A 23,023-nucleotide genomic window follows, 5' to 3' on the forward strand; every position below is an offset into this window, starting at 1 on the left:
AAGCGAGCAATCACCATGATCACGCACAAGCATGCTCGGACCGCGGCGCTGGCGATCGCCGCCGCAGCCGCACTCACCTTCGCCGGCGCCGGCGCGGCTCAGGCCGCACCCGCCATCCCGCTCACCGGCGGGCAGGAGGTGCCGAAGCCGAACAACTTCGGCGCGCACGGCTCGTTCAGCTACGAGATCGACGATGCCGCAAACGAGTTCTGCTACACGCTCGACGTCAACGGACTCTCGGCGCCGGCGACGGCCGCCCACGTGCACGTCGCCCCGCGCAACGTCGCCGGTCCCGTCGTGATCCCGCTCGGCGTGCCGAGCGCGACCGACTTCTCGGTCAGCGGCTGCACGATCGTGAACGACGAGGCGCTGCTGGACGCCATCGCGGCCAACCCGGGCGCGTACTACGTCAACGTGCACAACGCGAACAACCAGCCCGGGGAGATCCGCGGGCAGCTGAAGTAGCACCGGCCACTCGCCGTCGCACGCCGCTCGGTGGTCGGCTCACGTGACCCGGGAGGTCGCGCCATGATGACCACCGAGCGACGAATCGACGAGCGCACCGGATACCCGCCGCCCGCGCTCACCGCCGCGGTGCTCGCGCTCCTAGCCGTCGTGCTCGCGGTGGTCGGGGTCTGGGCGCTCGCCGAGACGTCGGCACGCGCGTTCGCCACGTACACGCCGATCGAGGCGTCCGTCGTCGACGAACACACCGAGCAGCTGATCGTCGCCGACCGACGCGGCAATCGCACCGATACCGTCCGCGTCGTGAGCGTCGAGCTCCCCGACGGCGCGCGTGCCGACCTGCGCAGTGCTGACCTCGCCGTCGGCACGACCACGACGGTCTACGTGAGCAGCACGGGGGCGGTGTTCGAGGCGCCACCCGGCCCGCCGAGCCTCCTGGAGTGGATGATCGGCGCGGCGGCCGTGGCTGCTGCGGTCGTGCTGGGGGTCGTGTCGGTGCGCGCGGTGCTGCGGTTGCGCGGGTCGCCCTGAGGGTGCGGCCTTTCCGGCGATGATCGGCGCTTTCCGGCGCATCGCAGTGTCAGTGGGTCCTGCTTGGATGGACGCATGCCCGCCTCCCTCGACCTCGCGCATGAAGCGGCGCTCGAGGCCGAGTTGGCGGCGATCTCGGCGTTCGAGACGGCGATCCGGCAGCTCCAGGCCGGGCAGTACCGGTGCATTCAGCAGGCTCGCGAGCTCGCGGCCGACGTCGAGCGCGTGACCGAATCGAGCACGGCGCGCGAGCGCGACATGGCGAAGCGCTCGTTCGTCGCCGAACTCGCGACGACGCTCGGGCGGCACGAGGCATCCGCTGCGCGTCTCGTGGCCGAGGCCGAACGACTCACCGGCCCGCGCCATGCGACGCTCGACGCGCTGGCGGCCGGCGAGCTCGCGCTTGCGCAGGTGCGGTCGGTGCTCGAACTGACGCACGACCTTCCGGTCGAGGTCGCCGACGCGGTCGAGCAGGTCGCCCTCGATGCGGCGTCGGCCGCGGCGGCGAACGGCATCGTGTCCACGAATGCCGACGTCCGGCGGCGCATGCGCCGCGTGCGCGAGCGGCTGCACCCCGTGCCGCTGGCCGATCGACGAGCGCGGGCCGCCGACGATCGGCAAGTCTGCCTCGATCCCGCTCCCGACGGCATGGCGTGGCTGAGCCTCCACCTCGAGGCCGAGCGCGCCGTCGCGATCGACGCGCGCCTCACCGCGCTCGCGACGCGCCCTGCTGCGGCCGGCGACACGCGCACGTCGCGGCAACGCGCGGTCGACGTCGCGGCCGGCCTGCTGCTCGGCGGAGCGCTTCCCGACGACGAGCGCACCCGCCGCGACGCCGACGCGACCGGCGACGTCGCGCCCCGCATCAACGTGACCGTGCCGGTGATGACGCTGCTCGGGCTCGATGACGAGCCGGCCGAGCTCGAGGGGTACGGCCCGATCGACCCCGAGACCGCCCGACTGCTCACCGCGCACGCGCCGTGGATGCGTCGCATCCTGGTGCACCCCGAGACCGGTGCCGTGGTGAGCTACGGCAGCGAGCGCTATCGGGTGCCCGCCGATCTCGCCGGCTTGGTGCGATTCCGCGACGGGCAGTGCCGCTTCCCGGGCTGCTCACGGCCCGCCACGCACGCCGACCTCGACCACACCACGGCCTTCGCGCGCGGGGGCACGACCTCCGCGACGAACCTCGCGGCGCTCTGCGAACACCACCACTCCCTGAAGCACGAGAGGTGGCGGGTGCTGCAGGAGCCCGGCGGCGTGATGCGATGGACCTCACCAGCGGGTCACGTGCTGAGAACGCTGCCCGAGCGGCCGTTCATGCCGGTCGGAGCGGGCGAGGGGGTCGACGCAGCGGATGCCGCGAGCCCGGGTCGCCCGCCCGCCCAACCGCCCCCGATTCCGGCCGATCCGAACCTCTTGGTCGATGCGGAGTGGCAGGCGCTGTTGGAGTCGTACGAGCCGGTGCCGTTCTGAGCGAGCGCGGGCGGGGTCCGCGCCGCATCCGGCTCGATCACGACGGCACAAGCGGGAAGATCGCCGGCCAGCCGTTGTGCGCGTAGACGATGACGCAGAACACGACCGCATCGAAGATGAGGTGCACGATGAGCACGTAGGTGAGCGACTTCGTGAGCTTGAACGTGTAGCCCTGGATGAGCGTGAACGGGATCGTGAGCAGCGGCCCCCACGACTGGTAGCCGAGCTCCCACAGGAACGAGACGAACACGACCGACTGCAGCAGGTTGGCCTGCCAGGTCGGGAAGTGGCGGCGCAGCAGCGTGAAGACCGTGCAGATGAAGAACAGCTCGTCCCACGTGCCGACGGCGTTGACGCCGACGAAGAGGCGGGCGATCTCGTCGGGCGTGGTGACGGTCGGCCAGTTCTGGTAGACGCCCGAGGAGATGAAGTAGAAGGGCAGGATGAGCCAGCCCGCCACGGTGACGGCGATGAGGTAGATCCACTGGGTGCGGGTCCAGCGCCGGCCGGTGCGCCACGGGAAGCGGATGACCCGGTCGCCGTACCAGTAGCGCGAGATCACGTACGGCACGGCCACCGCGAGGCCGAGGACCACGGCGAAGCGCACCATGCTCCAGTACGCGATGTCGGCCTCGAGGGGCATCGTCGAGATGATGACCTGGCCGATCGCGATGAGGAGGAGGTCGGGCAGGAGTCGGTCGGTGCGTCCCGACCGGTCGACGAGCCACGCGACGAGGAGGCCCACGGCGAGCACGGCGTAGCCGAGGAGGTTCTGCTCGAACCCGAACAGCAGCACCGCCGCACCGCAAACGAGCACCGCGGGCACGAGGCCGATCGGGTGCGTGCGCACCTCGCTCGGGGCGGCGACGGGAGCGGCGGTCACCGCTCCAGCTTCGCAAGCGGCGATGGTCGCGGCAAGTGCGCCCGCGGCGAGTGCGGCCATGCGTGTCGGCTCGACATGGCACGATCGGGTGCATGACACGGATGCCCCGGCCCTTCCCCCATCCGTCCACCCGCGCGGCGATCGTGCCGCCTTACCTCCTCGCGCGCATCGCGTCGACCGACGATCCCGCCTACGCCGACGCCGCGGAGGCCGCTCGGCGCTCGCTCCTGCGCGACGCCCCGCTGCGCGAGTTCCGCGCGGCCGGCGAACTGCCGTCGTTCATGGGCCCCGAGCGCCCGGCGCGCGACGAGCGGCCCGCCGCGGCCCCCGGCACGGCGCCGCAGCCCGACCGGCGCATCTCCGACGCCGAGGGCGACGACAAGCTGCCCGGGCGCCTCGTGCGCCGCGAGGGTCAGCCGCCGACCGGCGACACGGCCGTGAACCAGGCGTACGACGGGCTCGGCGACACCTTCGAGATGTTCGCCCGCGTCTTCGCCCGCGACTCGATCGACGACGCCGGAATGCCGCTCGAGGCCACCGTGCACTACGGCGACCGCTACGACAACGCCTTCTGGGACGGCGAGCGCATGGTGTTCGGCGACGGCGACGGCGAGGTGTTCCGCGGCTTCACCGAGTCGATCAGCGTCATCGGCCACGAGCTCGCGCACGGCGTCACCGAGCGCACGGCGCGCCTGCGCTACCGGGGGCAGTCGGGCGCGCTCAACGAGCACATCTCCGACGTCTTCGGCGCGCTCGTCGAGCAGTACGCGAAGGGGCAGGATGCCGCGTCGGCGACCTGGCTCATCGGCGAGGGGGTCTTCACCGACGCCGTCGAGGGCCGCGCCATCCGGTCGATGATCGAGCCGGGCACCGCGTACGACGACGACGTGCTCGGGCGCGACCCGCAGCCCGACCACTTCGACCGCTACATCGAGACCGACGAGGACAACGGCGGGGTGCACCTCAACTCGGGCATCCCCAACCGCGCCTTCGCACTCGCGGCCGTGGAGCTCGGGGGCTTCGCGTGGGAGACGGTCGGCCGCATCTGGTACGACGTGCTCACCTCGGGGCGGCTGAAGCCGACGTCGAACTTCCGCGAGTTCGCACGCGAGACGGTGCACGCCGCGCAGGAGCGCTACGGGCGCACGTCGCGCGAGGCGCGGGCCGTCGCGAACGGGTGGTCGTCGGTCGGCATCGAAGTGCCGCCCTCCCCGTGATCCCAACCGGCCGCGGCCGGTTCGGCACGGCGGCGCCGGGAGTACGATCGCGACATGGACGTCATCGTGTCGCGGAGCGGCGGCCTGGCGGGCCTTCGGCTCACGTGGGAGGTGCGCGTCGACGAGCAGCCCGACGCCGAGGACTGGTATCTCCTCATCGAGGAGATCCCCTGGAGCCAGCCCCCACCCGTGCCGCCCGAGCCCGACCGGTTCGTCTACCGCATCCGGTGCGCGCCGCACGAGGCGACGCTCGCGGAGCGCCAGCTCGTGGGTCCGTGGCGCGAGCTCGTCGACCGCGTGCAGGATGCGAGCGAGCCCGAGCGCGGGCGAGGGACCGGAGGCGCCGAGGGTCGACGACCTCCTGCTACACCGGCTGCGCGGCCGACGCCGACCGACGCGGAGCGCTGACGCCGGCTCGCCGCAGCCCCACGACGCCGAGCGCGATGAGGCCCTGCGCGGCGAGGTACGTCGTCATCACGGTGAGGTCGTGCAAAGCGAACTCGTAACCCGGCAGGAAGCGTCCGAGCGCGAGCACCGAGTCCGACACGACGAACAGCGCACCACCGAGCGCGACGACCCCGCCGATGCCGCCGGCGAGCGCCGCCATCGTGCCGAGCACGAGCCCGTAGATCGCGACCGGCACGAAGAGCGCGCCGAGGTGGGGTCCGAGGAGGGCGAGGAAGGCGGCGTACCAGAGGACGTAGACGAGCGTCCACGCGGGAGGTCGGCGGCCGCGCGGAGGCAGCCGCAGGAACAGCGCGATGTACGCGACGTGCGCGAGCAGGAACGAGACGAGCCCGACGACGAACCAGAGGTCGCCGGGGAAGGTGAGCAGGACGTCGCCGCCCCATGAGAGTGCGATTGCGGCGAGCAGCAGCACGGGCACGGGGCCGTGCAACGGCCGGAATGCCAGGAGCACCCCGAGCGCGAGCGCCGGCATGAGCAGCACCTTGGTGATGGTGACCGCCGTGGGATCGGGCACCGCCAGGAGCACCACGAGGTGCACGACCGAGAGCACGGCGTACGGCGCGAACGCGACGGGTGGAGCGACGGTCATCTCAGCTCTCCACCAGCTCGCCGCGCACGATCGAGTCGCCGGAGTGCGCCGGATCGCCGTCCACGGGCTCCGCCGAGACGTCGACGAGCGTGAACTCCGTCAGGTCGATACCCGCGGGCAGGACGAAGCGCCCGGAGGAACCGTCGAGCAGGCCCAGGCTGACGAGGCCCGAGGCATCCGAGCGGATGAGCCACACCTCGCTGACGTCGCCCTGCGGGACCGACGCATCGAGGTCGACCACGATGGAGCGGATGCCGTCGGCGTCCTCCTCCACGGTTGCGTGGCCCGTCGCGCCGTCCCACCCGGGGAAGGCGGCCAGGTCGGCGCTTGCGAGCACCGCAGCGGGGGCGGGCGTGGACTCCGCGTCGCCGAGTCCTCCGATCGCCACGCCGATGCCGACTCCGACGAGGATGCCGCCGGCCGCTGCGGCGACCGCGATCGGCCACCACGGCCGACGATGCGACGACAACTCGGCGACGGGACGAGGCTCGTCGGGCTCGGTGACCGCGGCCGCCTGGCCGGGCGCGGCCTGCGGGCCGGGCGCGGCCTGCTCGGCGGGCGTCGCGGCGACGCGCCCGCCCGCGAGCGGATCCCCGGCGAGCTCGGGCGCGAGCCCCAGCTCCGAGTGGATGCCCGCCCACACCGACGCGGGCGGCGCCTCGAGCTCGCCCTCGGGGACGCCGGCCCGACCGAGCGCGGCCGTTCGTGCGAGGGCGTCGTACTCGGCGCGGCAGTCCGCGCACTCGGCGAGGTGGGCGCGGGCCGCGTCGTCGTCGGGTTCGCGCCCCTCGAGCGCGAGCACGGCGAGCTCATCAGGCTCGATGTGGTCCATCATCCACCTCCCATCGTGTGCGCAGCCTCGCCAGGCTGCGACGGACATGGCTCTTCACGGTGCCGACCGGGAGGTCGAGGGCGTCGGCGATCTGCGTGTGGCTGAGCTGATCGTAGAACGCGAGCTCCATCACGCGCCGCGGCACCGGCTCGAGCCGTTCGAGCTCCTCGGCCACCATGACGCGTTCGGCCAGGTCGTCGGTCGCGGGCTGCGGGGCGACGGATGCCTCGGAGACGAGCGCCTCCTGCAGGCGCCGGGCGCGTGCGCGACCCTCGTGCGCATCCGCGATCCGGTGCCGGGTGATGCCGACGATCCACGCGCTGAGCGTGGAGCGGGAGCGGTCGAACGTGTGGCGCCCGTTCCACGCCGAGATGTAGACCTGCTGGGTCACGTCCTCGGCGTCGGTCCGATCGCCGAGGGAGCGCAGCGCCAGCCGGAACACCAGCGGCGACCAGCGCGCGTACGCCTCGCGGAGGGCGCGTTCATCGCCCGCGGCGAACTCGCGCGCGAGCGCCTGGTCGTCGATCTCGGCGAACGAGGTGGTGGTCACCGGGCGACCCTCACCTCTTCGTGGACCGCTCGGGAGCCTCCCGTCGGCGACTGCCGACGACGGCGGCGCGGCAACGGTCGCCTGCAGCACCGGCCTCAGCATATCCATGCCCCATCCCGATCAGCCGAACGGTGCGGCGGTGACGACGAGGTTGGACAGGTAGCGGCGGTTCCCGTAGTCGAACTCGCCGCCGCAGGTCACGAGCGTCAGGCGCGGCGCACCCGAGCGGTCGAAGGCAGCGTCCCAGTCGACGTCGGCCTTCTCGATGACCTGGAGCGACTGCACGGCGTACGCGTGGCGGGTGCCCGCGGCATCCGTCACCACGACCTCGGTGCCGGGCGCGGCGTCCCTGAGCCGCGCGAACGGCAGCACGTCGTAGGTGAGCGAGTCGACGTGCGCGGCGATGACCGTGGATCCGGCCTCGCTCGCCGGCGCGGGACCCCACTGGTACCACGCGGCGATCGCGGGATCGTCGACGAGCCCCATCCGGCCCTGGTCGTCGAGACCCGTCGGCCGGACCTGCACGTCGATGCCGAGCGCCGGCACCTCGAGCCGCGTCGGCGCCGGCGGCGCGGCCGGCTGGTCCTGCAGCGCGGGCGACGTCACCGGGACGTCGGGGAGCGCGGCGGCGGATCCGGCCGCGGCCGGGCGCGACGGCGACTCGCCGGCACTCGCCGCGGAGGTCGGCGCGGTCGCCGCGGCCGATGCCGTGGCATCCGAGTCCAGCGGCACGGCGCACCCGGCCAGCAGGCCGAGCACGGCGGAGGCCGCGGCGAGGGATCCGATCACCTCGGCCGCGACCCCCTGCCCGGGCATCCCGATCAGCGCTCCGCCTTGGCCGTCGCGATCCTGCGGAGCACGGCTGCCGCGAGCGCGATCATCGCGATCGCGCCCAGCCCGACGGCGCCCCAGACGCGGAGCTGCTGCTCGGGCGAGTTCGTCGCGACGAGGCCGGCCGTGCCCGCGGGCACGCCGTCGGGGCTGGAGTGCATGCCGGTGACGGTCTGCACGGCCAGCGCCAGGTTGTCGTCCTCCAGGCTCCCCCACGCGTACGCGATGGTGAGCGTCCCCTCCGCGACCTGCACGTCGGCCGGCCCGATCACCGGTTCGGTGGTGCCCGCCGCGGCGACCGACGCCGAGATGGTGCCCGCCGGGAGGTCGAGCGTCGCCTGGTCGGGGTTCGCGAGTCCGGAGATCACGGCCTGCCCGCCCGCGAGCACGTCGACGGCCGGAGCCGCCGCCGTGTGGCGCACGGTGAGCCGGCCCTGTCCGGCGGGGATGCCGGACACGTCGTTCGTGAACAGCGTCGCGGTGGGGTTGCCCTCGGCGTCGAGGTGCGCGACCGCGGTGTAGTTGCCACCCGCTTCGAGTGGCAGGTCGACGGGTCCGATCGCGGGCTGCGAGGCGTCCGCGGCATCCGCTGCCGTGATCGCCACCGAATAGGTGCCGGCGGGGAGCTCCAGCGGGCCGGCCAGATCGCCGGGCTGGAAGTCGTCGAGCGTGAGCTCGTCGTTGACGTAGACGTCGACGGGCAGGTCGGGAACGCCGTGGAGCACGGAGAGCATCGCGGCGTTCTCGGACGCGCCGGCCGGCGCGACGGCTCCGAGCGCGATGAGCGCGCCGGCGCCGAATCCGGCGATGAGGATCTTGTTCATGGTTCCCTCCAGGTCGGCCCCGCGAGGCGGGGCTGCGAGTTTCCGGTCATCACCTACTTCGGACGGTGACGCGGGATCGGATGCACCTGGGAAATCGGATGCCCTTGGATGGAACGCGTGCGACGGGCATGGCGAAGGCCGGTGGACGACGAGGTCCACCGGCCTTCGGTGTGTGCGCGGATGCCGCGGGGATGCCGCGGCCGGCTCAGCTGACGCCGAGCAGGTCGATCACGAAGATCAGGGTCTTGCCGCTCAGCTGGTGACCGCCGCCGGCGGGGCCGTAGGCCTTCTGCGGAGGCACGATGAGCTGGCGGCGACCGCCGACCCGCATGCCGGGGATGCCCTCCTGCCACCCGGCGATGAGCGCCTGCAGCGGGAAGTTGATGGACTGCCCGCGGCTCCACGACGAGTCGAACTCGTCGCCGGTCTCGTACTCGACGCCGAGGTAGTGCACGTCGACGGTCGAGCCCGGGGTGGCCTCGGGGCCGTCGCCGACGACGATGTCCTCGATGACGAGTTCGACGGGGGCCGGGCCCTCAGGAGCGTCGACCTCGGGCTTGCTGTTGGTGTCAGTCATGCGTTCCATCCAACTGGAGACGGCCCCCGCGGACAACCGTCCACCCTCCTCTTGCGCTGACTGCGAACAGCCTGCACGCTGGAATCCGGAGAACTCGTCGCCTGGTAGAGATGTCGGCATTGCCACACCACAGGGCGGCGAGTTTCCTTGTGTACGGGACGTTCACCCGCCCATGAGCCGCGAGCGGATGAGGAAGCGCACGCCCTCCAGGCGCCTCGACCGAGAACCCGCTTCCGCGGCCGGGCACGACGTCGACGATGAGGTACGTGTGCCGCCAGTAGGCGAACTGCTCCGCGCTCATCCAGAACGGCGCCACCCGTGTCGTGCCCGCTCCGTCCGGCCCGAGGTCGAGTTCGCCGAGCAGCACGTCGGCGTCGCTGGTGACGAACTCGCCCGCCGGGTAGCACATCGGGGCGCTGCCGTCGCAGCATCCGCCCGACTGGTGGAACATGAGGGCGCCGTGCTTCGCCCAGAGCCGGTCGAGGAGCACCGCCGCCGCGGGTGACAGCTCCACCCGCGGCGACGACTCCCCACCGATCGTGACGGACGCGATGACCCCGTGGGCCAGGCGTGCCAGGGACATCGGTCCACTCCGATCAGAAGAACCCGAGCGGGTTCTCGCTGTAGCTGACGAGGAGGTTCTTCGTCTGCTGGTAGTGGTCGAGGGCCTGCTTGTTGTTCTCACGGCCGATGCCCGAGGACTTGTAGCCGCCGAAGGCCGCGCCCGCGGGGTACGCGTGGTAGTTGTTCACCCACACGCGACCGGCCTGGATGTCGCGGCCGGCGCGGTACGCCTCGTTGCCGTTGCGGCTCCAGACGCCGGCCCCGAGGCCGTACAGCGTGTCGTTCGCGATCGAGATCGCGTCGTCGTAGTCGCGGAAGCTCGTGACCGCGACGACCGGACCGAAGATCTCCTCCTGGAAGAGCCGCATGCGGTTCTCGCCCTCGAAGATCGTCGGCGCGACGTAATAGCCCTCGCTGAGGTCGCCGCCGAGGTCGACCCGCTCGCCGCCGAGCAGCAGCCGGGCGCCCTCGCGCTTGCCGATGTCGATGTAGCTGAGGATCTTCTCGAGCTGGTCGTTCGAGGCCTGCGCGCCGACCTGGGTCTCGGTGTCGAGCGGGTTGCCCTGCTTCGCGAGCTTGGTGCGCTCGATCGCGTCGTCGAGGAACGTGTCGTAGATCGACCGCTGGATCAGCGAACGGCTCGGGCACGTGCACACCTCGCCCTGGTTGAACGCGAAGAGGCTGAAGCCCTCGAGCGCCTTGTCGTAGAACGAGTCGCGGCGGTCGGCGACCGACTCGAACACGATGTTGGGGCTCTTGCCGCCGAGCTCCACGGTCGACGGGATGATGTTGTTCGACGCGTACTGCAGGATGAGCCGACCCGTCGTCGTCTCGCCCGTGAACGCGATCTTGCGGATGCGGTTCGACGACGCGAGCGGCTTGCCGGCCTCGACGCCGAAGCCGTTCACCACGTTGAGCACGCCGGCCGGGAGCAGGTCGGCGATGAGCTCGACGAGCACGAGGATCGACGTGGGCGTCTGCTCGGCCGGCTTCAGCACGACGGCGTTGCCCGCGGCGAGCGCCGGCGCGAGCTTCCACACGGCCATGAGCAGCGGGAAGTTCCACGGGATGATCTGCCCGACCACGCCGAGCGGCTCCTGGAAGTGGTACGCGACGGTGTCCTCGTCGAGCTGCGTGAAGCTGCCCTCCTGCGCCCGGATGAGGCTCGCGAAGTAGCGGAAGTGGTCGCTCGCGAGCGGCAGGTCGGCGTTGAGCGGCTCCCGCACGGACTTGCCGTTGTCCCAGGTCTCGGCGACCGCGAGCAGCTCGCGGTGCTGGTCGATGCGGTCGGCGATGGCGTTCAGGATGCCGGCGCGGTGCGCCGCGCTCGTGCGCCCCCACGCGGGCGCGGCCTTGTGCGCGGCGTCCAGCGCCGCGTCGATGTCCGCGGCGGTGCCGCGGGCGACCTCGGTGAACGGCTTGCCGTTCACGGGCGAGATGTTCTCGAAGTAGGCGCCCTCGGCGGGCTTCACCCACTCGCCGCCGATGAAGTGCTCGTAGCGCGGCTTGAACTCGATCAGTGCGCCGGCGGTGCCGGGCGCGGCGTACACGGTCATCGTGTCTCCTCGACGTCGTTGTCTCTGCCCGATGCGGGCGCTGCCACGCTAGGCGGGCACGGGTTGCCGCCCCGTTGCCCGAGGGTTGCAATGACGTTGCAGCGGGCGTCGCGCGACGGCTACCGCAGCGCGGCTTCGACGCGCTCGAGGTGCGCGACGACCGTCGCGCGCCGCGGCGACCTCGGCGGCAGCACCTCGAGGAGCGCTCGCCACACCTCGGCGTCGTAGCGGCACTCGTCGCGCTCGGCGTAGGCGGCCAGCACCTCGGGCGAGGCATCCGACAGCATCGACTCGCGCAGTCGCCCGGCGAGCTCGTCGCGCAGCTCCACGATGCCCGGCGCCGTCGAGGCGGGCAGCACGGGACCCGCGTAGCGCTCGGCGGCGCGCTTCAGCGCACCCTGCGCGAGCAGCTTCGCCACGGATGCCGCGTCGAGGTCGACCTCGCGGCCGAGCCGGTAGGGGCGCGACTCGAGCGGTGGCTCCCCCGCGCCCTCGAGCACGCGACGCAGGCGCACGAGCTCAGCGCGGAGTGTGACGGGCGACGCCTCGGTCTCGTAGACGAGGCTCGCGAGACGCTCGGCGCCGAGGCCGCGCGAATGCCACGCCAGCAGCGTCAGGATCTCGGCGTGCCGCGGGCTCAGCTCCACGGCTCCGAGGCGTGGGCGCCGTTCGCCGAGCACCGTGAGCGGCGTGCGCGTCGGACGCGGCGCGGGCACGGCGGTCATGCGCGAGCGGCGCAGCGTCGCCCGCACGGTGGACTCGAGGCTCGCGATGCGCAGCTCCGCCTCGACGGCGGCGACGGTCGCCTGCACGAGCGAGAGCGTGTGCGGCGCGACGGCATGGTCGGTGCCCGTGATGTCGATGACCCCGAGGAGCTCGCCGCTGGCCGGGTCGTGCACGGGCGCCGCCGTGCAGCTCCACGGGTGCACGATGCGGTTGTAGTGCTCGGCGCCGCGGATCTGCACGGCGCGGTCGAGCTGCAGGGCGGTGCCCGGCGCGCTCGTGCCGACGCTCGCCTCCGACCAGTCGGCGCCGGCGATGAACAGCATGTCCTCGGCGCGCCGACGGAGTCCGGGGTCGCCCTCGACCCAGAGCAGCCGGCCGTGCTCGTCGCCGACGGCGACCACGAGGCCCGCGTCGTCGGCGCCGTCGACCAGGAGCCGGCGGATGACCGGCAGCACGGGTGCGAGCGCGTGCGAGGCGCGGTACTCGCGGAAGGCGTCCTCGTCGAGGTCGACGCGTGGCAGCGCGTGGTCGGGGTCGATCTGTCCGCGGATCGCCCGCTCCCACGACTCGCGCACGACGGGGCGGAGCGTCGGCGGCACGGTGCCCGTGGCGATCGCCGTCTCCTGGGCGCGCAGCAGGCGGTCGCGCAGGTCGTGCAGGTCGTAGCCCTGCGGATGCCGCGGCACGGGCATGCCGTCTCCGATCGCCGTCGATTCCGGATGCCGTCATCCTAGTCGCGGCATCCGTGCGCGTTTCGCGGGGCGTAACGTCAGCGCAGTAGCGCCGCCCGGTCCGCGGCCACCGCGCGAAGGAGCGCGTCCTCGTCGACCGAGGAGCGCAGCCCAGCCCGCCCGGTGACGAGCCGCTGGCGCGTGAACGCCAGGTGCGTGGCATCCGTGATCAGGCGGCGCATCTCGGCCGAGCGCGGCGGCGACTGCAGCCTCGCCCACGCGCGCGCCTGCCGACGGCCCGCCGGCGTGGCGAGCATCTGCACCTCGGCCGGGCTGAACCAGCCGGCGGCGCCGTACTCGGCGAGCCGCGTCCGCGTGACCCTGACCTCCTCGCGCCGGAGGAACACCGTCACGAGGATGAAGCCGATGAAGATCGGCACCTGCACGGTGAAGTAGAGGCCGATCGCGTCGTCGGCCAAGGCGAGCGAGCCGTTCCACAGCGCATGCAGCAGGATCGCGCCGGTCAGGCCGAACAGGAACCAGCCGATGACGCCGGCGCCGCCGCCGCGCCGTGCGCCGATGCCGATCGCGATGCCCGTGCACGCCGTGAACAGCACGTGCGCGAACGGCGAGAAGATGCCGCGCACGACGAACGTCGCGCCGAGCTCCTCGGCTCCGCCCTCGATGAGCGCGGCCCCGAAGTAGAGGATGTTCTCGGTGAAGGCGAAGCCGGCTGCCACCGTGGCGCCGTAGACGAGCCCGTCGACCGGGCCGTCGAAGTGCGAGCGCGAGAAGGCGTAGATGAGCAGCACGCCGATGCCCTTCGCCGTCTCCTCGACGATCGGCGCCTGCACGACGGCCTGCATCGCCTCGTCGAGCGTTGCGCCCGACTCGGCGTAGGCGACGGCGAGCTGGATGCCGAGGTCGACGACGAGGGCGAAGGCGACCGAGACGGCGGCGCCCCAGAGGAACGCGAACCAGAGCGCCCACCGCGGCTCGGGCTCCCAGCGGTCGACCCACCGGATGGTGAGCAGCACCACGACGAGCGGCAGGACCGCGAGGGCCGCGCCGATGGCGACCGTGGACGCGCCGAGCGCGACGGCGAGGTAGCCGACCACGAGCAGCCCGACCGCACCGGCGATGACGATGCCGGTCACGGCGAACGCGATGCCGCCGGTGCGCCCCTTCGGCGGCGGCGCCGACCACAGCGGCGGCGCGGGCGACGGGTTGGCTGGCGGCGGCTGCAGTGGCACGTTGCTCACCCGCGCAGCATATCGAGCGGGTGCGTCAGTGAGCGGATGCCTCGAACATGACACCGGGATTGAGGATCCCCGTCGGGTCGAAGAGCGCCTTGATCCCGCGCTGCAGCTCGAACGAGTCCTCGCCGAGCTCGTCGGCGAGCCAGCGCCGCTTCAGGACGCCGACGCCGTGCTCGCCCGTGAGCGTGCCGCCGAGCGCGACGGCCGTGCGGAACATGTCGTCGGCCGCCGCCCACACGTGCGCGGGCACCTCGTCGCCCGTGAACACGAAGTTCGGGTGCAGGTTGCCGTCGCCCGCGTGCGCGAGCGTGGGGATCTCCACGCCGTGGCGCCGACCGATCTCCTCGATCGCGCGGAACATCTCGGGCAGCCGCGAGCGCGGCACGGCGACGTCCTCGATGAGCACCTGCCCCGAGGCGGCGAGCGCCGGATGCATCGAGCGGCGGATGTCGAGGAGCCGCTCGCCCGTCGCGGCATCCGTCGACACCGTGACCCGGCCGCCCGCGCTCGCGAACGCCGCGCCGATGAGCTTCGCCTCGGCGTCGGCCGCGCCGCCGTCGCTCTGCGCGAGGAGGAACGCCTCGCCTGGCGCGAGCGACTCGAGCGGCGTGCCGGCGAGCGCGACGGGCCCGAGGTGCGCGGCCACCCGTGCCAGGCCGGCCGCGTCGATGAGCTCGAGCACGGCGGGCCGGATGCGTGCCGCGGTCACTGCGGCGGATGCCGCGGCGGCCGCCTCGACGTCGGGGAACACGGCGGCGACCGTCACGACGTCGCCGGGCGTCAGGGGCCGCAGGCGCAGCGTCGCCTCGACGATGACGCCGAGCGTGCCCTCGGAGCCCACCATGAGCGCCGTGAGGTCGTAACCCGTGACGCCCTTCACGGTGCGGTGGCCGGTGCGCAGCAGGCGTCCGTCGGCCAGCACGACCGCGAGCCCGAGCACGGCCTCGCGGGTGACGCCGTACTTCGCGCAGAGCAGGCCGCCGGCGTTCGTGGCGATGTTGCCGCCGATCGACGAGATGGCGCGGCTCGCGGGGTCGGGCGCGAACCAGAGGCCGAGCGGCGCGAGGGCGGCGTTGAGGTCGCCGTTGAGCACGCCCGGCTCGACGACGGCGAGCTCGTCGGCCTCCGAGACCTCGAGGATCCGGTTCATGCGCGTCACGTCGAGCACGATCGCCCCCGTGCTCGCGAGGGCGCCCCCGGCGAGACCCGTGCCGGCGCCTCGCGGCACGACCGGCGTGCCGGTGGCGTGCGCGAGGCGCATCACGGCCTGCACGTCATCGACGGATGCCGCGTGCACGACCGCCAGGGGTGCGCTCGCGCTGCGCCAGCCCGACTTGTCCTCGCGGGTCGCGTCGAGCACGACGGGGTCGGTGGTGACGGATGCCCCGAGGGCGTACTGGAGGCGGGCGAGCACGTCGGTCGGCATCCGTCCACGCTAGCCGCTGGGCCGTGCCGTCGTGCCGGCGGGCGGTCGCCGAGGCTCCGAGGCCATGTCCGATTCCCGCTGGTCGATGTCGGTGCGGCGTGCGAGGCTGGATCCATGACCCCGCCGAACGCCACCGCCACGCGGCCCGCCGATCCGCTCGCCGACCCGGTGTTCGCCGAGCGATACCGCGCCATGCGGGCCCGCGACGCCCGCTTCGACGGCCAGTTCATCACGGGCGTGCACTCCACCGGCATCTACTGCCGGCCGAGCTGCCCGGCGGTCTCGCCGAAGCCGACGAACGTGAGCTTCTACCTCACGGCCGCCGCCGCGCACGAGGCGGGCCTGCGCGCCTGCAAGCGCTGCCTGCCCGACGCGGTGCCCGGCTCCCCCGAGTGGGACCTGCGCGACGACCTCGCCGCCCGGGCGATGCGCCTCATCGCCGACGGCGTCGTCGAGCGCGAGGGCGTGCCGGGCCTCGCCGCCCGCCTCGGCTACACGCCGCGCCACCTCACGCGCGTGCTCACCGCCGAGCTCGGCGCCGGGCCGCTCGCGCTGTCGCGCGCCCACCGGGCGCAGACCGCGCGCGCCCTGCTCACCTCCACCTCGCTGCCCGTGGCCGACGTCGCGTTCGCGTCGGGGTTCGGCAGCATCCGCCAGTTCAACGACACGATCCGCGCGGTCTACGAGCGCAGCCCGCTCGAGCTCCGGGCGACGGCGCGGCTGCGCGATCGCGGCGTCGCGGTACCGGTCGTCCCCGCCGCGGTCGACCCGGGCCTCGAGTCGGGTCCCGACGCCGAGGCCGCCCCGCACGGCGGCCTCGTGCGGCTGCGGCTGCCCGCCCGGGCGCCGTTCGACGCGGCGGGCGTGTTCCACTGGCTCGGCACGCGCGCGCTCGAGGGGGTCGAGGAGGCGGGGGCGCTGCACTACCGGCGCACGCTGCGGCTGCCCGGCGGGCCGGCGCTCGTGCGGTTCGAGGCCGGCGGCGACGCCGACGCCCCGTCCATCGACGTCGAGGCGCGCCTGGCGACGCTGGCCGACCTGCCGCCGCTCGTCGCGCGCGTGCGGCGCCTGTTCGACCTCGACGCCGACGCGGTCGCGATCGACGAGGCGCTCGCGGCCGACCCGTGCCTCGCGGCATCCGTCGCGGCCGTACCCGGCATCCGCGTGCCCGGATGCCTCGACCCCCATGAGCTCGTCTTCCGCGCACTCATCGGCCAGCAGGTCTCGGTGAAGGCCGCGCGCACCGCGCTCGCGCGCCTCGCGGCCGAGCTCGGCGAGCACGTCGGCGGCGACGGGCCGTCGGTGCTCTTCCCCACGACGACGGCGATCGCCGAGGAGGGCGAGGGCGTGCTGCGCGGCCCCGCGGCGCGCATCCGCACGATCGTCGACGTCGCGCGCCGGCTCGAGACCGGAGACCTCGTGGTCTCCGCCGACCGCGAGCGCGACGAGCTCGCGCGCGACCTGCTCGCGGTGCCGGGCATCGGGCCGTGGACAGCGGGCTACGTGTCGATGCGCGTCACACGTGCGCCCGACGTGCTGCTCACGAGCGACCTCGTGCTGCGCTACGGCGCCAGCGCGCTCGGGCTGCCGTCCGATGCCGGGGCACTCGCCGCGGAAGGGGCGCGCTGGGCGCCGTGGCGCAGCTACGCCTCGATGCACCTCTGGCGCGCCGCGCCCTAGACGTCCGATGTCTGCGTCGTCTCGCGCTACGATGCCGACATGGCGGTCACCGACGAAGCGATCCTGCGCATCAAGGAGATGATCATCGCGGGCGACCTCGCCCCCGGCGACCGGCTCCCGCCCGAGAAGGAGCTCAGCGAGCGACTGGGCCTCTCGCGATCGTCGCTGCGCGAGGCGGTCAAGGCGCTCGAGGTCATCCGGGTGCTCGACGTGCGGCGCGGCGACGGCACCTACGTCACGAGTCTCGAGCCGCGCCTGCTGCTCGAGGCGATGTCGTTCGTGGTCGACCTGCACGACGACCAGTCGGTGCTCGAGATCTTCGCCGTCCGCCGCATCCTCGAGCCCGCGGCATCCGCGCTCGCCGCACGCAACGCCGGCGTCGAGGAGGTCGCGCAGCTGCGCGAGGTCGTCGCGAGCGTCGACCAGGCCGCCGACGTCGAGAGCCTCGTCGAGCACGACCTCGAGTTCCATCGCGGCATCGCCGAGGCGACGGGTAACACCTACCTCGCGAGCCTCATCGACTCGCTCTCGAGCCACACCGTGCGGGCGCGCATCTGGCGCGGCATCACCCAGGAGAACGCCGTCGGCCGCACCCTGCAGGAGCACCACGCGATCCTCGACGCGATCTCAGCCGGCGACGCCGACCTCGCCTCGGCGCTCACCGTGGTGCACGTCTCGGGCGTGGAGCAGTGGCTCCGCAGCGCGCTCTGAGCGCGGGACCTCGTCCTCGACGCGGGTGTGCCCGGCGACCGGGATCGCCGGGCACACCTCGCGGACGGATCAGCGGAACGTGTCGGTGAGCGCCTCCAACGCCTCGACGAGATCCGCGCTCGCCGCGCCCTTCCGAGCCGCGTTCTCGAGCTGCACGATGACCGCCTTGCGCGCCGCCGGTGAATCGGCGAGCTGCTCCGCCGTCACGACGTGCTCACGCACCTCCGCGGCGACGTCGCTGGTGAGGTCGCCCTGCTGCTCGGCGCGATCGATGAGCCAGTGGACCGTCGAGAACCCGGCGCCGGCAGCGATCCGGTAGGTCTCGCCGGCCTCGGCCTCGAACCGGATCGTGTCGCCGTCGAGGTCGCCGTCGTAGTTCGCGACCGCCTCGAACCGGACCTCGTCGCCGTTCGAATCGGTCACCTTCAGGTGAGCGATGTCGGGGCTCTTGACCGTCAGCGTCTGCGAGGCGTCGGGGGTCAGGACGGCTTCGCTGAGGTCGCCGTCCTTCCACGCGAGGTCCACTCCGACGTCGCCACGGGCCCGGAGTCCGGTCACCGAACCGGTGTTCCAGACCTCCGGCATCGCCGGCAGGAGCTCGATGGCGTCGCCCTGGGACTGCAGGAGCATCTCGGTCGCTCCGGCGGTGCCGCCGAAGTTGCCGTCGATCTGGAACGGCGGGTGCGCATCCCACAGGTTGTCGTACGTGCCCTGCTTCAGCAGCGTGCTGTACAGCACGTGCGCTCGGTCGCCGTCGCGGACCCGGGCCCAGAAGTTCAGCTTCCAGGCCATCGACCACCCCGTCGAGGCGTCGCCGCGCGTGTTCAGCGTGACCTTCATGGCGTCGACGAGCGCGTCCTCCTCGGCGCTCCGACCCGCCACGACCTGGTCGCCGGGGTGCAGGGCGTAGAGGTGGTTGGTGTGGCGGTGTCCGCCGTCGCCGGTGAAGTCGATGGCGATGGGGTTCTGCCACTCCTGCAGCTGGCCGCCCTGGTACGTGCGTCCGCCCTGCGTGTACGTGCCCTTGGGCGCGATCTGCAGGCCGAGCATGCCGGCCTTCGCCGTGGCGATCTCGTCGAGGTACCCGTCCTCTGCGGCGCGCCCCTCGAGCCCGGCCTCGGCGTCGGCCGAGTCGAGTCGGCCGCCGAGTGCGCCGTGCGCCTCGATCACGTCCTCGAAGAGGCCGCTCACGACCGACTGCGGCTCGGTGGCGCCGGCCGAGTACGGTCCGTGCTCGGGCGAGTACGACGGGCTCACGACGAGCTTGCCGCTCTTCGCGTCGAGCACGAGGGTGTCCACCCAGAACAGGGCCGCGTCGCGGAGCAGGTCGTAGTGCTCCTCGAGGAAGTCGACGTCCTTCGTGTACAGGTAGTGCTCCCACACGTGCTGCGCGAGCCACGCGCCGTCCTCGGGGCTGAAGAACGCGGACGAGGTCGCGGGCGCGGTGTTGCCCCACGTGTTGTTCTCGTGCCAGGTCGTCCAGCCGCGCGTGCCCTCGCCGAAGACCCGCTCGACCCCCTGCGTCCCTCGGGGCACGAGCGCGTCGATGTAGCTGATCAGGGGCTCGGTGAGCTCCGAGAGGTTCGTCTGCTCGGCCAGCCAGTAGTTCATCTGCAGGTTGATGTTGGCGTGGTAGTCGCTCGCCCACGGCGGGTTGGTGCCGTAGGCCCAGATGCCCTGCAGGTTCGCCGGGAGCGACCCCTCGCGCGACGATGCGATGAGCAGGTATCGGCCGAACTGGTAGTACAGCGTCTCGAGGTACCGGTTCTCGTCGGCGGTGTTGGTGCCGTCGCGGTACCCCTTCAGCAGCTGCGGGGTCGTCTTCGACGTGACGGATGCCACGTTGCCGAGGTTCAGCTGCACCCGATCGTAGAGCGACGAGTAGTCCGCGAGGTGCGTCTCGTACAGCGCGTCGAAGCCCTTGGCGGATGCCGCATCGATGCGCTCCTCGACCTCGGGCAGCGGGTCCTGACCGTCGAAGTAGTTGTTCAGCGGGTCCTCGCCCGAGTAGGGCTCGTCCGCGGTGATGTCCTCCTGGTAGTTGGTGTTGGTGGTGGTGAGCAGCACGACGGAGTCGGCATTCTCGACGCGGATCGCGTTGCCGGTCTTCACGAGCTTCGCGTCCTCGCCCTGCGGGATGACCTTGAGCTGCTGCGCGTAGTGCAGGGCGTCGTTGAACCGGTTGACATCGTCGCCGGCACGTCCGTGCCCGCTCACCCACCCCGTCGCGGTGATGGTGTCTCCGTCGACCGTGATCGACTGCGGGTCGATCGGCTTGATCGAGAACGCCTGCGTGATCGCACCCGGCTCCGAGGCGGTGAGGCGGATCGCCATGACCTGGTCGGGGTTCGAGACGAAGTACTCGCGCTCGAAGCCGACGCCGTCGCGCGTGTACGACACCGAGGCCTTGCCGCCGTCGAGGTCGAGCTCGCGGCGGTAGTCGCTGACCGGGTCCTCCTCGGGCGCCGTGACGGGCAGCACGTCGATCTCCGACATCTGCGGCTGCTGGCTGAGCTGCGAGAGCGCGGTGACGACCATGCGGAAGGTGCTGAACGTGCCGGGCACGTCGGCGTCGAAGGACTTGTAGGCCTTGCGCTCGTCGCCGAAGGCGGCGTCGGCGACGGTGTCGATGACCTCCCACGCGCCGGAGGCGGACTTGCCGTACAGCTTCCACGTCTTGAAGTCGCGGCCGGGCACGTCGTTGCCGGTGGCGAGCCGGTACGTCGTCACGGCGACGGGCGCGGAGTACGTCCATTCGACGGTGTACGGGTTGGGCTCGGTGATCTGGCCGGCGCCGTCGGCGTACATCTTCGAGCCGGTGTCGCCGTCGAACAGCGACGGCGAACGCTCCGACGTGTTGCTCGGGTGCTCGCGGCTCGCGGTAGAGCTGACGAACTTCGGCGTGCTGCTGGCCGGGATCGTCACCTCGAGCTCGGACATCTGCGGGTCGCCGCCGCCCGCGGTCGCCGTCACCGACATCCGGAACTGGTCGTACGAACCCGGCACGTCGAGCGTGAAGGACTTGTAGGCCTGCCGGGCGGCGCCGAACGCGGCATCCGCCACCGTGTCGACGACGACCCACGAGCCGTCGCCGTTCCTGGCTTCGAGCACCCAGCTCGTGAAGTCGCGGCCGGGGCTGTCGTTGCCGGTCGCGAGCCGGTACGTCGTCGCGTCGAAGGCCTTCGAGTACGACCACTCGACGACGTAGGGCTTCGACGCGCTCGGTGCGCCGAACTCGTCGGCGTACATCTTGGTCTGCGTGGTGCCGTCGAAGAGCGACCGCGTGGTCTCGCCGGCGTTGTTCGGATTCGTGTAGTTCGCCGAGTACCCGGCGATCTCGACGACGTCGCCCGAGTTCATCACGATGCTGCTGAGCTGCCGGTAGCTGCCGAAGTTCGCCTTGCTGCCCACGAGCTGGTTGACGACGCCGGTAATCTCGTTCATCTTCGCCGAGCTCGGCGTCGTCGCGGGCGTGATGTTGCCGTTCGCGTCGACCGTCGCCGGCGAGGTCGCGTCCCACGCCGACTGGATCAGCTCCTGGGCCTTCGTGATGTTCGCGGCGTTCTCGGCCGAAGTCTTGGCGCTGAACCCGCCGTCGTAGGCCGGGTTCTGCCCAGGGCCGCCGGTCCAGTACGTGTGGTCGTTGATGATGATCTCGTCGCTGTCGACGCCGCCGAGGATGCTCGCGCCGAGGAAGCCGTTCCCGAGCGGGATGCTCTCCTTCTCCCAGGCTCCGGCCTTGTCGTTCGCCGGTCCCGCGGGTGCGGAGTACCATGCCTTCAGTGCCGGCTGGTCGCCGAACGGCGCCGGTTCCTCGGCGGCTGCGCCCGGCGCGCCGAGCCCGACGACGCCGCCCGCGGCGAGTGCGACGGCGAGCGAGCCGGAGATCCACCCCCTCGCCCGCCGTCTCGCGCCGGGGTCGGCGGATCCATTCGCATGATGCAGTTCTGACCTTCGCACAGTTCTCTCTCCATTGAGCGGGCACGCCGAAGCGAGCCGGGTCGCGTTCCCAACTGAGTGGATGCGTCGCCGCAGCGCGCGGCGAGGTGGTGCATCACGACAGCGGGGCATCCGGGCCGCTGCGCGAGATCAGGGGAGGAAGGTCGATCCCTTCGCCCGACATGGTGGAGGCGGGGTGCCCGAGACACCCCGCCTCGCTTCGATCACTCGTAGAGGACGGCCTGGATCTCCTCGTCGTCGATGTTCGACGCGTCGTACCAGTAGTAGCCCGTGTCGATCGTCTTCGGCAGCTCCTTGCCGTCGATCGCCTCGACGGCCGCCTTCACCGTCTCGTAGCCGATGCCGACCGGGTTCTGCGTGATCGCGCCGAGCATGAGGCCGTCGCGGATCGCGTCCATCTGCGCCTTGCCCGAGTCGAAGCCGACGACGACGAGCTGCGTCGGGTCGATACCGAGCTCCTTCACCGCCTGCACCACGCCGATCGCCGATCCCTCGTTCGAGCCGTAGATGCCCTTGAGGTCGGGGTTCGCCGCGATGATCGCCTTGGCGAGGTCGGCGGACTTGGCCTGGTCGCCGCCGCCGTACTGGATGTCGACGATCTCGATGCCGGGCTCGTTCTCCTCCATGTAGTCGACGAAGCCGTCGCGGCGCTGCTGACCGGTCACCGACGTCTGGTCGTGCACGACGAGTGCCACCTTGCCCTCGTGGCCGACGGCGTCGGCCATGTGCTTGGCCGCCTCGGCGGCCGCGGCGAGGTTGTCGGTCGCGGCGGTCGTCAGCGGGATGTCGCTGTCGACGCCGGAGTCGAAGGCGATCACCGGGATGTTCTGGTCCTTCGCCTGCTGCAGCAGCGGGCCGGCCGCCTGGCTGTCGAGCGCCGCGAAGCCGATCGCCGCCGGGCTCTTGTCGAGGGCGGTCTGCAGCATCTGGATCTGCTGGTCGACGTCGGCCTCGGTGTCGGGACCCTCGAACGTGATCTCGACGTCGAACTCCTCGGCCGCCTGCTCGGCGCCCGACTTCACGGCCTGCCAGAACTGGTGCTGGAAGCCCTTCGAGATCAGGGCGACGTACGGCTTCTCGCCGTCGGCGGCCGCGGAGCCGCCCCCGTCGCTCGCGCAGCCCGCGAGGACGAGCGCCGCTGCGGCGAGGCCGACGACGGCCCCGATCGTGCGCTTCTTGAACATGGTCACTCCCTTGTGTCGGTGGTTCGGTGTGTCGCTGTGTGTT

Annotated in this window: 20 protein-coding genes and 1 pseudogene; 7 read left to right on the plus strand and 14 right to left on the minus strand. The window is 72.2% G+C overall.

Going from position 1 to position 23,023, the window contains the following annotated elements; genetic code table 11:
• Positions 1-15: 15 nt before the first annotated feature.
• The 3 genes from ACWEOH_RS00590 to ACWEOH_RS00600 all read left to right on the plus strand — a co-directional run bounded on the left by ACWEOH_RS00590 (position 16) and on the right by ACWEOH_RS00600 (position 2,472).
• The gene (locus ACWEOH_RS00590) at positions 16-465 is read left to right on the plus strand and encodes a CHRD domain-containing protein (protein ID WP_452027322.1); all 450 of its coding nucleotides are present in this window, start codon (positions 16-18) and stop codon (positions 463-465) included.
• Positions 466-531: 66 nt separating this feature from the next.
• Positions 532-996 carry a hypothetical protein gene (locus ACWEOH_RS00595; protein ID WP_452027324.1) on the plus strand — a complete coding sequence of 155 codons (465 nt, stop codon included), beginning with the start codon at positions 532-534 and terminating at the stop codon, positions 994-996.
• A 75-nt stretch (positions 997-1,071) separates the two neighbouring features.
• Positions 1,072-2,472, plus strand: a complete 1,401-nt coding sequence (locus tag ACWEOH_RS00600; RefSeq protein WP_452027326.1) for a DUF222 domain-containing protein — start codon at positions 1,072-1,074, stop codon at positions 2,470-2,472.
• Positions 2,473-2,509: 37 nt separating this feature from the next.
• Here the strand turns inward: ACWEOH_RS00600 and ACWEOH_RS00605 are convergent, their stop codons facing one another.
• Entirely contained in the window at positions 2,510-3,355 is an 846-nt protein-coding gene (locus tag ACWEOH_RS00605) for a CPBP family intramembrane glutamic endopeptidase (RefSeq protein ID WP_452027327.1), read from the minus strand.
• A gap of 92 nt (positions 3,356-3,447) precedes the next feature.
• Here ACWEOH_RS00605 and ACWEOH_RS00610 point away from each other — a divergent pair, with 92 nt between their 5' ends.
• Positions 3,448-4,572, plus strand: coding sequence for a M4 family metallopeptidase (locus ACWEOH_RS00610; protein WP_452027328.1), 1,125 nt, complete (start codon positions 3,448-3,450; stop codon positions 4,570-4,572).
• 54 nt (positions 4,573-4,626) lie between these two features.
• On the plus strand, positions 4,627-4,980 hold the full coding sequence (locus ACWEOH_RS00615) for a protealysin inhibitor emfourin (RefSeq protein WP_452027330.1): 354 nt from the start codon (positions 4,627-4,629) through the stop codon (positions 4,978-4,980).
• Here the strand turns inward: ACWEOH_RS00615 and ACWEOH_RS00620 are convergent.
• The 11 genes and pseudogenes from ACWEOH_RS00620 to ACWEOH_RS00670 form a co-directional block, all read right to left on the minus strand.
• Positions 4,937-5,629 (minus strand): lysoplasmalogenase, encoded by a 693-nt coding sequence (locus tag ACWEOH_RS00620; RefSeq protein WP_452027332.1) that lies wholly within the window; start codon positions 5,627-5,629, stop codon positions 4,937-4,939. The two genes, ACWEOH_RS00615 and ACWEOH_RS00620, sit on opposite strands and share 44 nt — an antisense overlap.
• A 1-nt stretch (position 5,630) precedes the next feature.
• Positions 5,631-6,464 carry an anti-sigma factor domain-containing protein gene (locus tag ACWEOH_RS00625; RefSeq protein WP_452027334.1) on the minus strand — a complete coding sequence of 278 codons (834 nt, stop codon included), beginning with the start codon at positions 6,462-6,464 and terminating at the stop codon, positions 5,631-5,633.
• The gene (locus tag ACWEOH_RS00630; RefSeq protein ID WP_452027336.1) at positions 6,442-7,011 is read right to left on the minus strand and encodes an RNA polymerase sigma factor; all 570 of its coding nucleotides are present in this window, start codon (positions 7,009-7,011) and stop codon (positions 6,442-6,444) included. The genes ACWEOH_RS00625 and ACWEOH_RS00630 overlap by 23 nt, the downstream gene beginning before the upstream one ends.
• 120 nt (positions 7,012-7,131) lie before the next feature.
• A complete protein-coding gene (locus tag ACWEOH_RS00635) occupies positions 7,132-7,827 on the minus strand; it encodes a class F sortase (protein WP_452027338.1) in 696 nt (231 codons plus the stop codon).
• A gap of 5 nt (positions 7,828-7,832) precedes the next feature.
• Entirely contained in the window at positions 7,833-8,666 is an 834-nt protein-coding gene (locus ACWEOH_RS00640) for a DUF4397 domain-containing protein (RefSeq protein ID WP_452027340.1), read from the minus strand.
• A 205-nt stretch (positions 8,667-8,871) separates the two neighbouring features.
• Complete coding sequence (locus ACWEOH_RS00645; RefSeq protein WP_148731781.1) at positions 8,872-9,243, minus strand: FKBP-type peptidyl-prolyl cis-trans isomerase; 372 nt, start codon at positions 9,241-9,243, stop codon at positions 8,872-8,874.
• Positions 9,244-9,405: 162 nt separating this feature from the next.
• Positions 9,406-9,826: pseudogene (locus ACWEOH_RS00650) on the minus strand (DUF779 domain-containing protein).
• Positions 9,827-9,839: 13 nt separating this feature from the next.
• Positions 9,840-11,363, minus strand: coding sequence for an acetaldehyde dehydrogenase ExaC (exaC, locus tag ACWEOH_RS00655; RefSeq protein WP_452027342.1), 1,524 nt, complete (start codon positions 11,361-11,363; stop codon positions 9,840-9,842).
• A 119-nt stretch (positions 11,364-11,482) separates the two neighbouring features.
• Positions 11,483-12,781, minus strand: a complete 1,299-nt coding sequence (locus tag ACWEOH_RS00660; protein ID WP_452027344.1) for a GAF domain-containing protein — start codon at positions 12,779-12,781, stop codon at positions 11,483-11,485.
• A 77-nt stretch (positions 12,782-12,858) separates the two neighbouring features.
• On the minus strand, positions 12,859-14,022 hold the full coding sequence (locus tag ACWEOH_RS00665) for a PrsW family intramembrane metalloprotease (RefSeq protein ID WP_452027346.1): 1,164 nt from the start codon (positions 14,020-14,022) through the stop codon (positions 12,859-12,861).
• Between the two features lie 25 nt (positions 14,023-14,047).
• A complete protein-coding gene (locus ACWEOH_RS00670) occupies positions 14,048-15,445 on the minus strand; it encodes an FAD-binding oxidoreductase (RefSeq protein ID WP_452027348.1) in 1,398 nt (465 codons plus the stop codon).
• A gap of 114 nt (positions 15,446-15,559) precedes the next feature.
• Here ACWEOH_RS00670 and ACWEOH_RS00675 point away from each other — a divergent pair, with 114 nt between their 5' ends.
• Complete coding sequence (locus ACWEOH_RS00675) at positions 15,560-17,125, plus strand: DNA-3-methyladenine glycosylase 2 family protein (RefSeq protein ID WP_452027350.1); 1,566 nt, start codon at positions 15,560-15,562, stop codon at positions 17,123-17,125.
• 39 nt (positions 17,126-17,164) lie between these two features.
• The gene (locus tag ACWEOH_RS00680) at positions 17,165-17,836 is read left to right on the plus strand and encodes a FadR/GntR family transcriptional regulator (RefSeq protein ID WP_452027352.1); all 672 of its coding nucleotides are present in this window, start codon (positions 17,165-17,167) and stop codon (positions 17,834-17,836) included.
• A 69-nt stretch (positions 17,837-17,905) separates the two neighbouring features.
• Here ACWEOH_RS00680 and ACWEOH_RS00685 read toward each other — a convergent pair whose 3' ends face one another.
• Together ACWEOH_RS00685 and ACWEOH_RS00690 are read right to left on the minus strand one after the other, a co-directional pair.
• Entirely contained in the window at positions 17,906-21,796 is a 3,891-nt protein-coding gene (locus ACWEOH_RS00685; protein WP_452027354.1) for a glycosyl hydrolase family 95 catalytic domain-containing protein, read from the minus strand.
• A gap of 203 nt (positions 21,797-21,999) precedes the next feature.
• Positions 22,000-22,980 (minus strand): substrate-binding domain-containing protein, encoded by a 981-nt coding sequence (locus ACWEOH_RS00690; RefSeq protein WP_452027356.1) that lies wholly within the window; start codon positions 22,978-22,980, stop codon positions 22,000-22,002.
• Positions 22,981-23,023: the final 43 nt, after the last annotated feature.

Source organism: Agromyces sp. NPDC004153 (assembly GCF_053603635.1).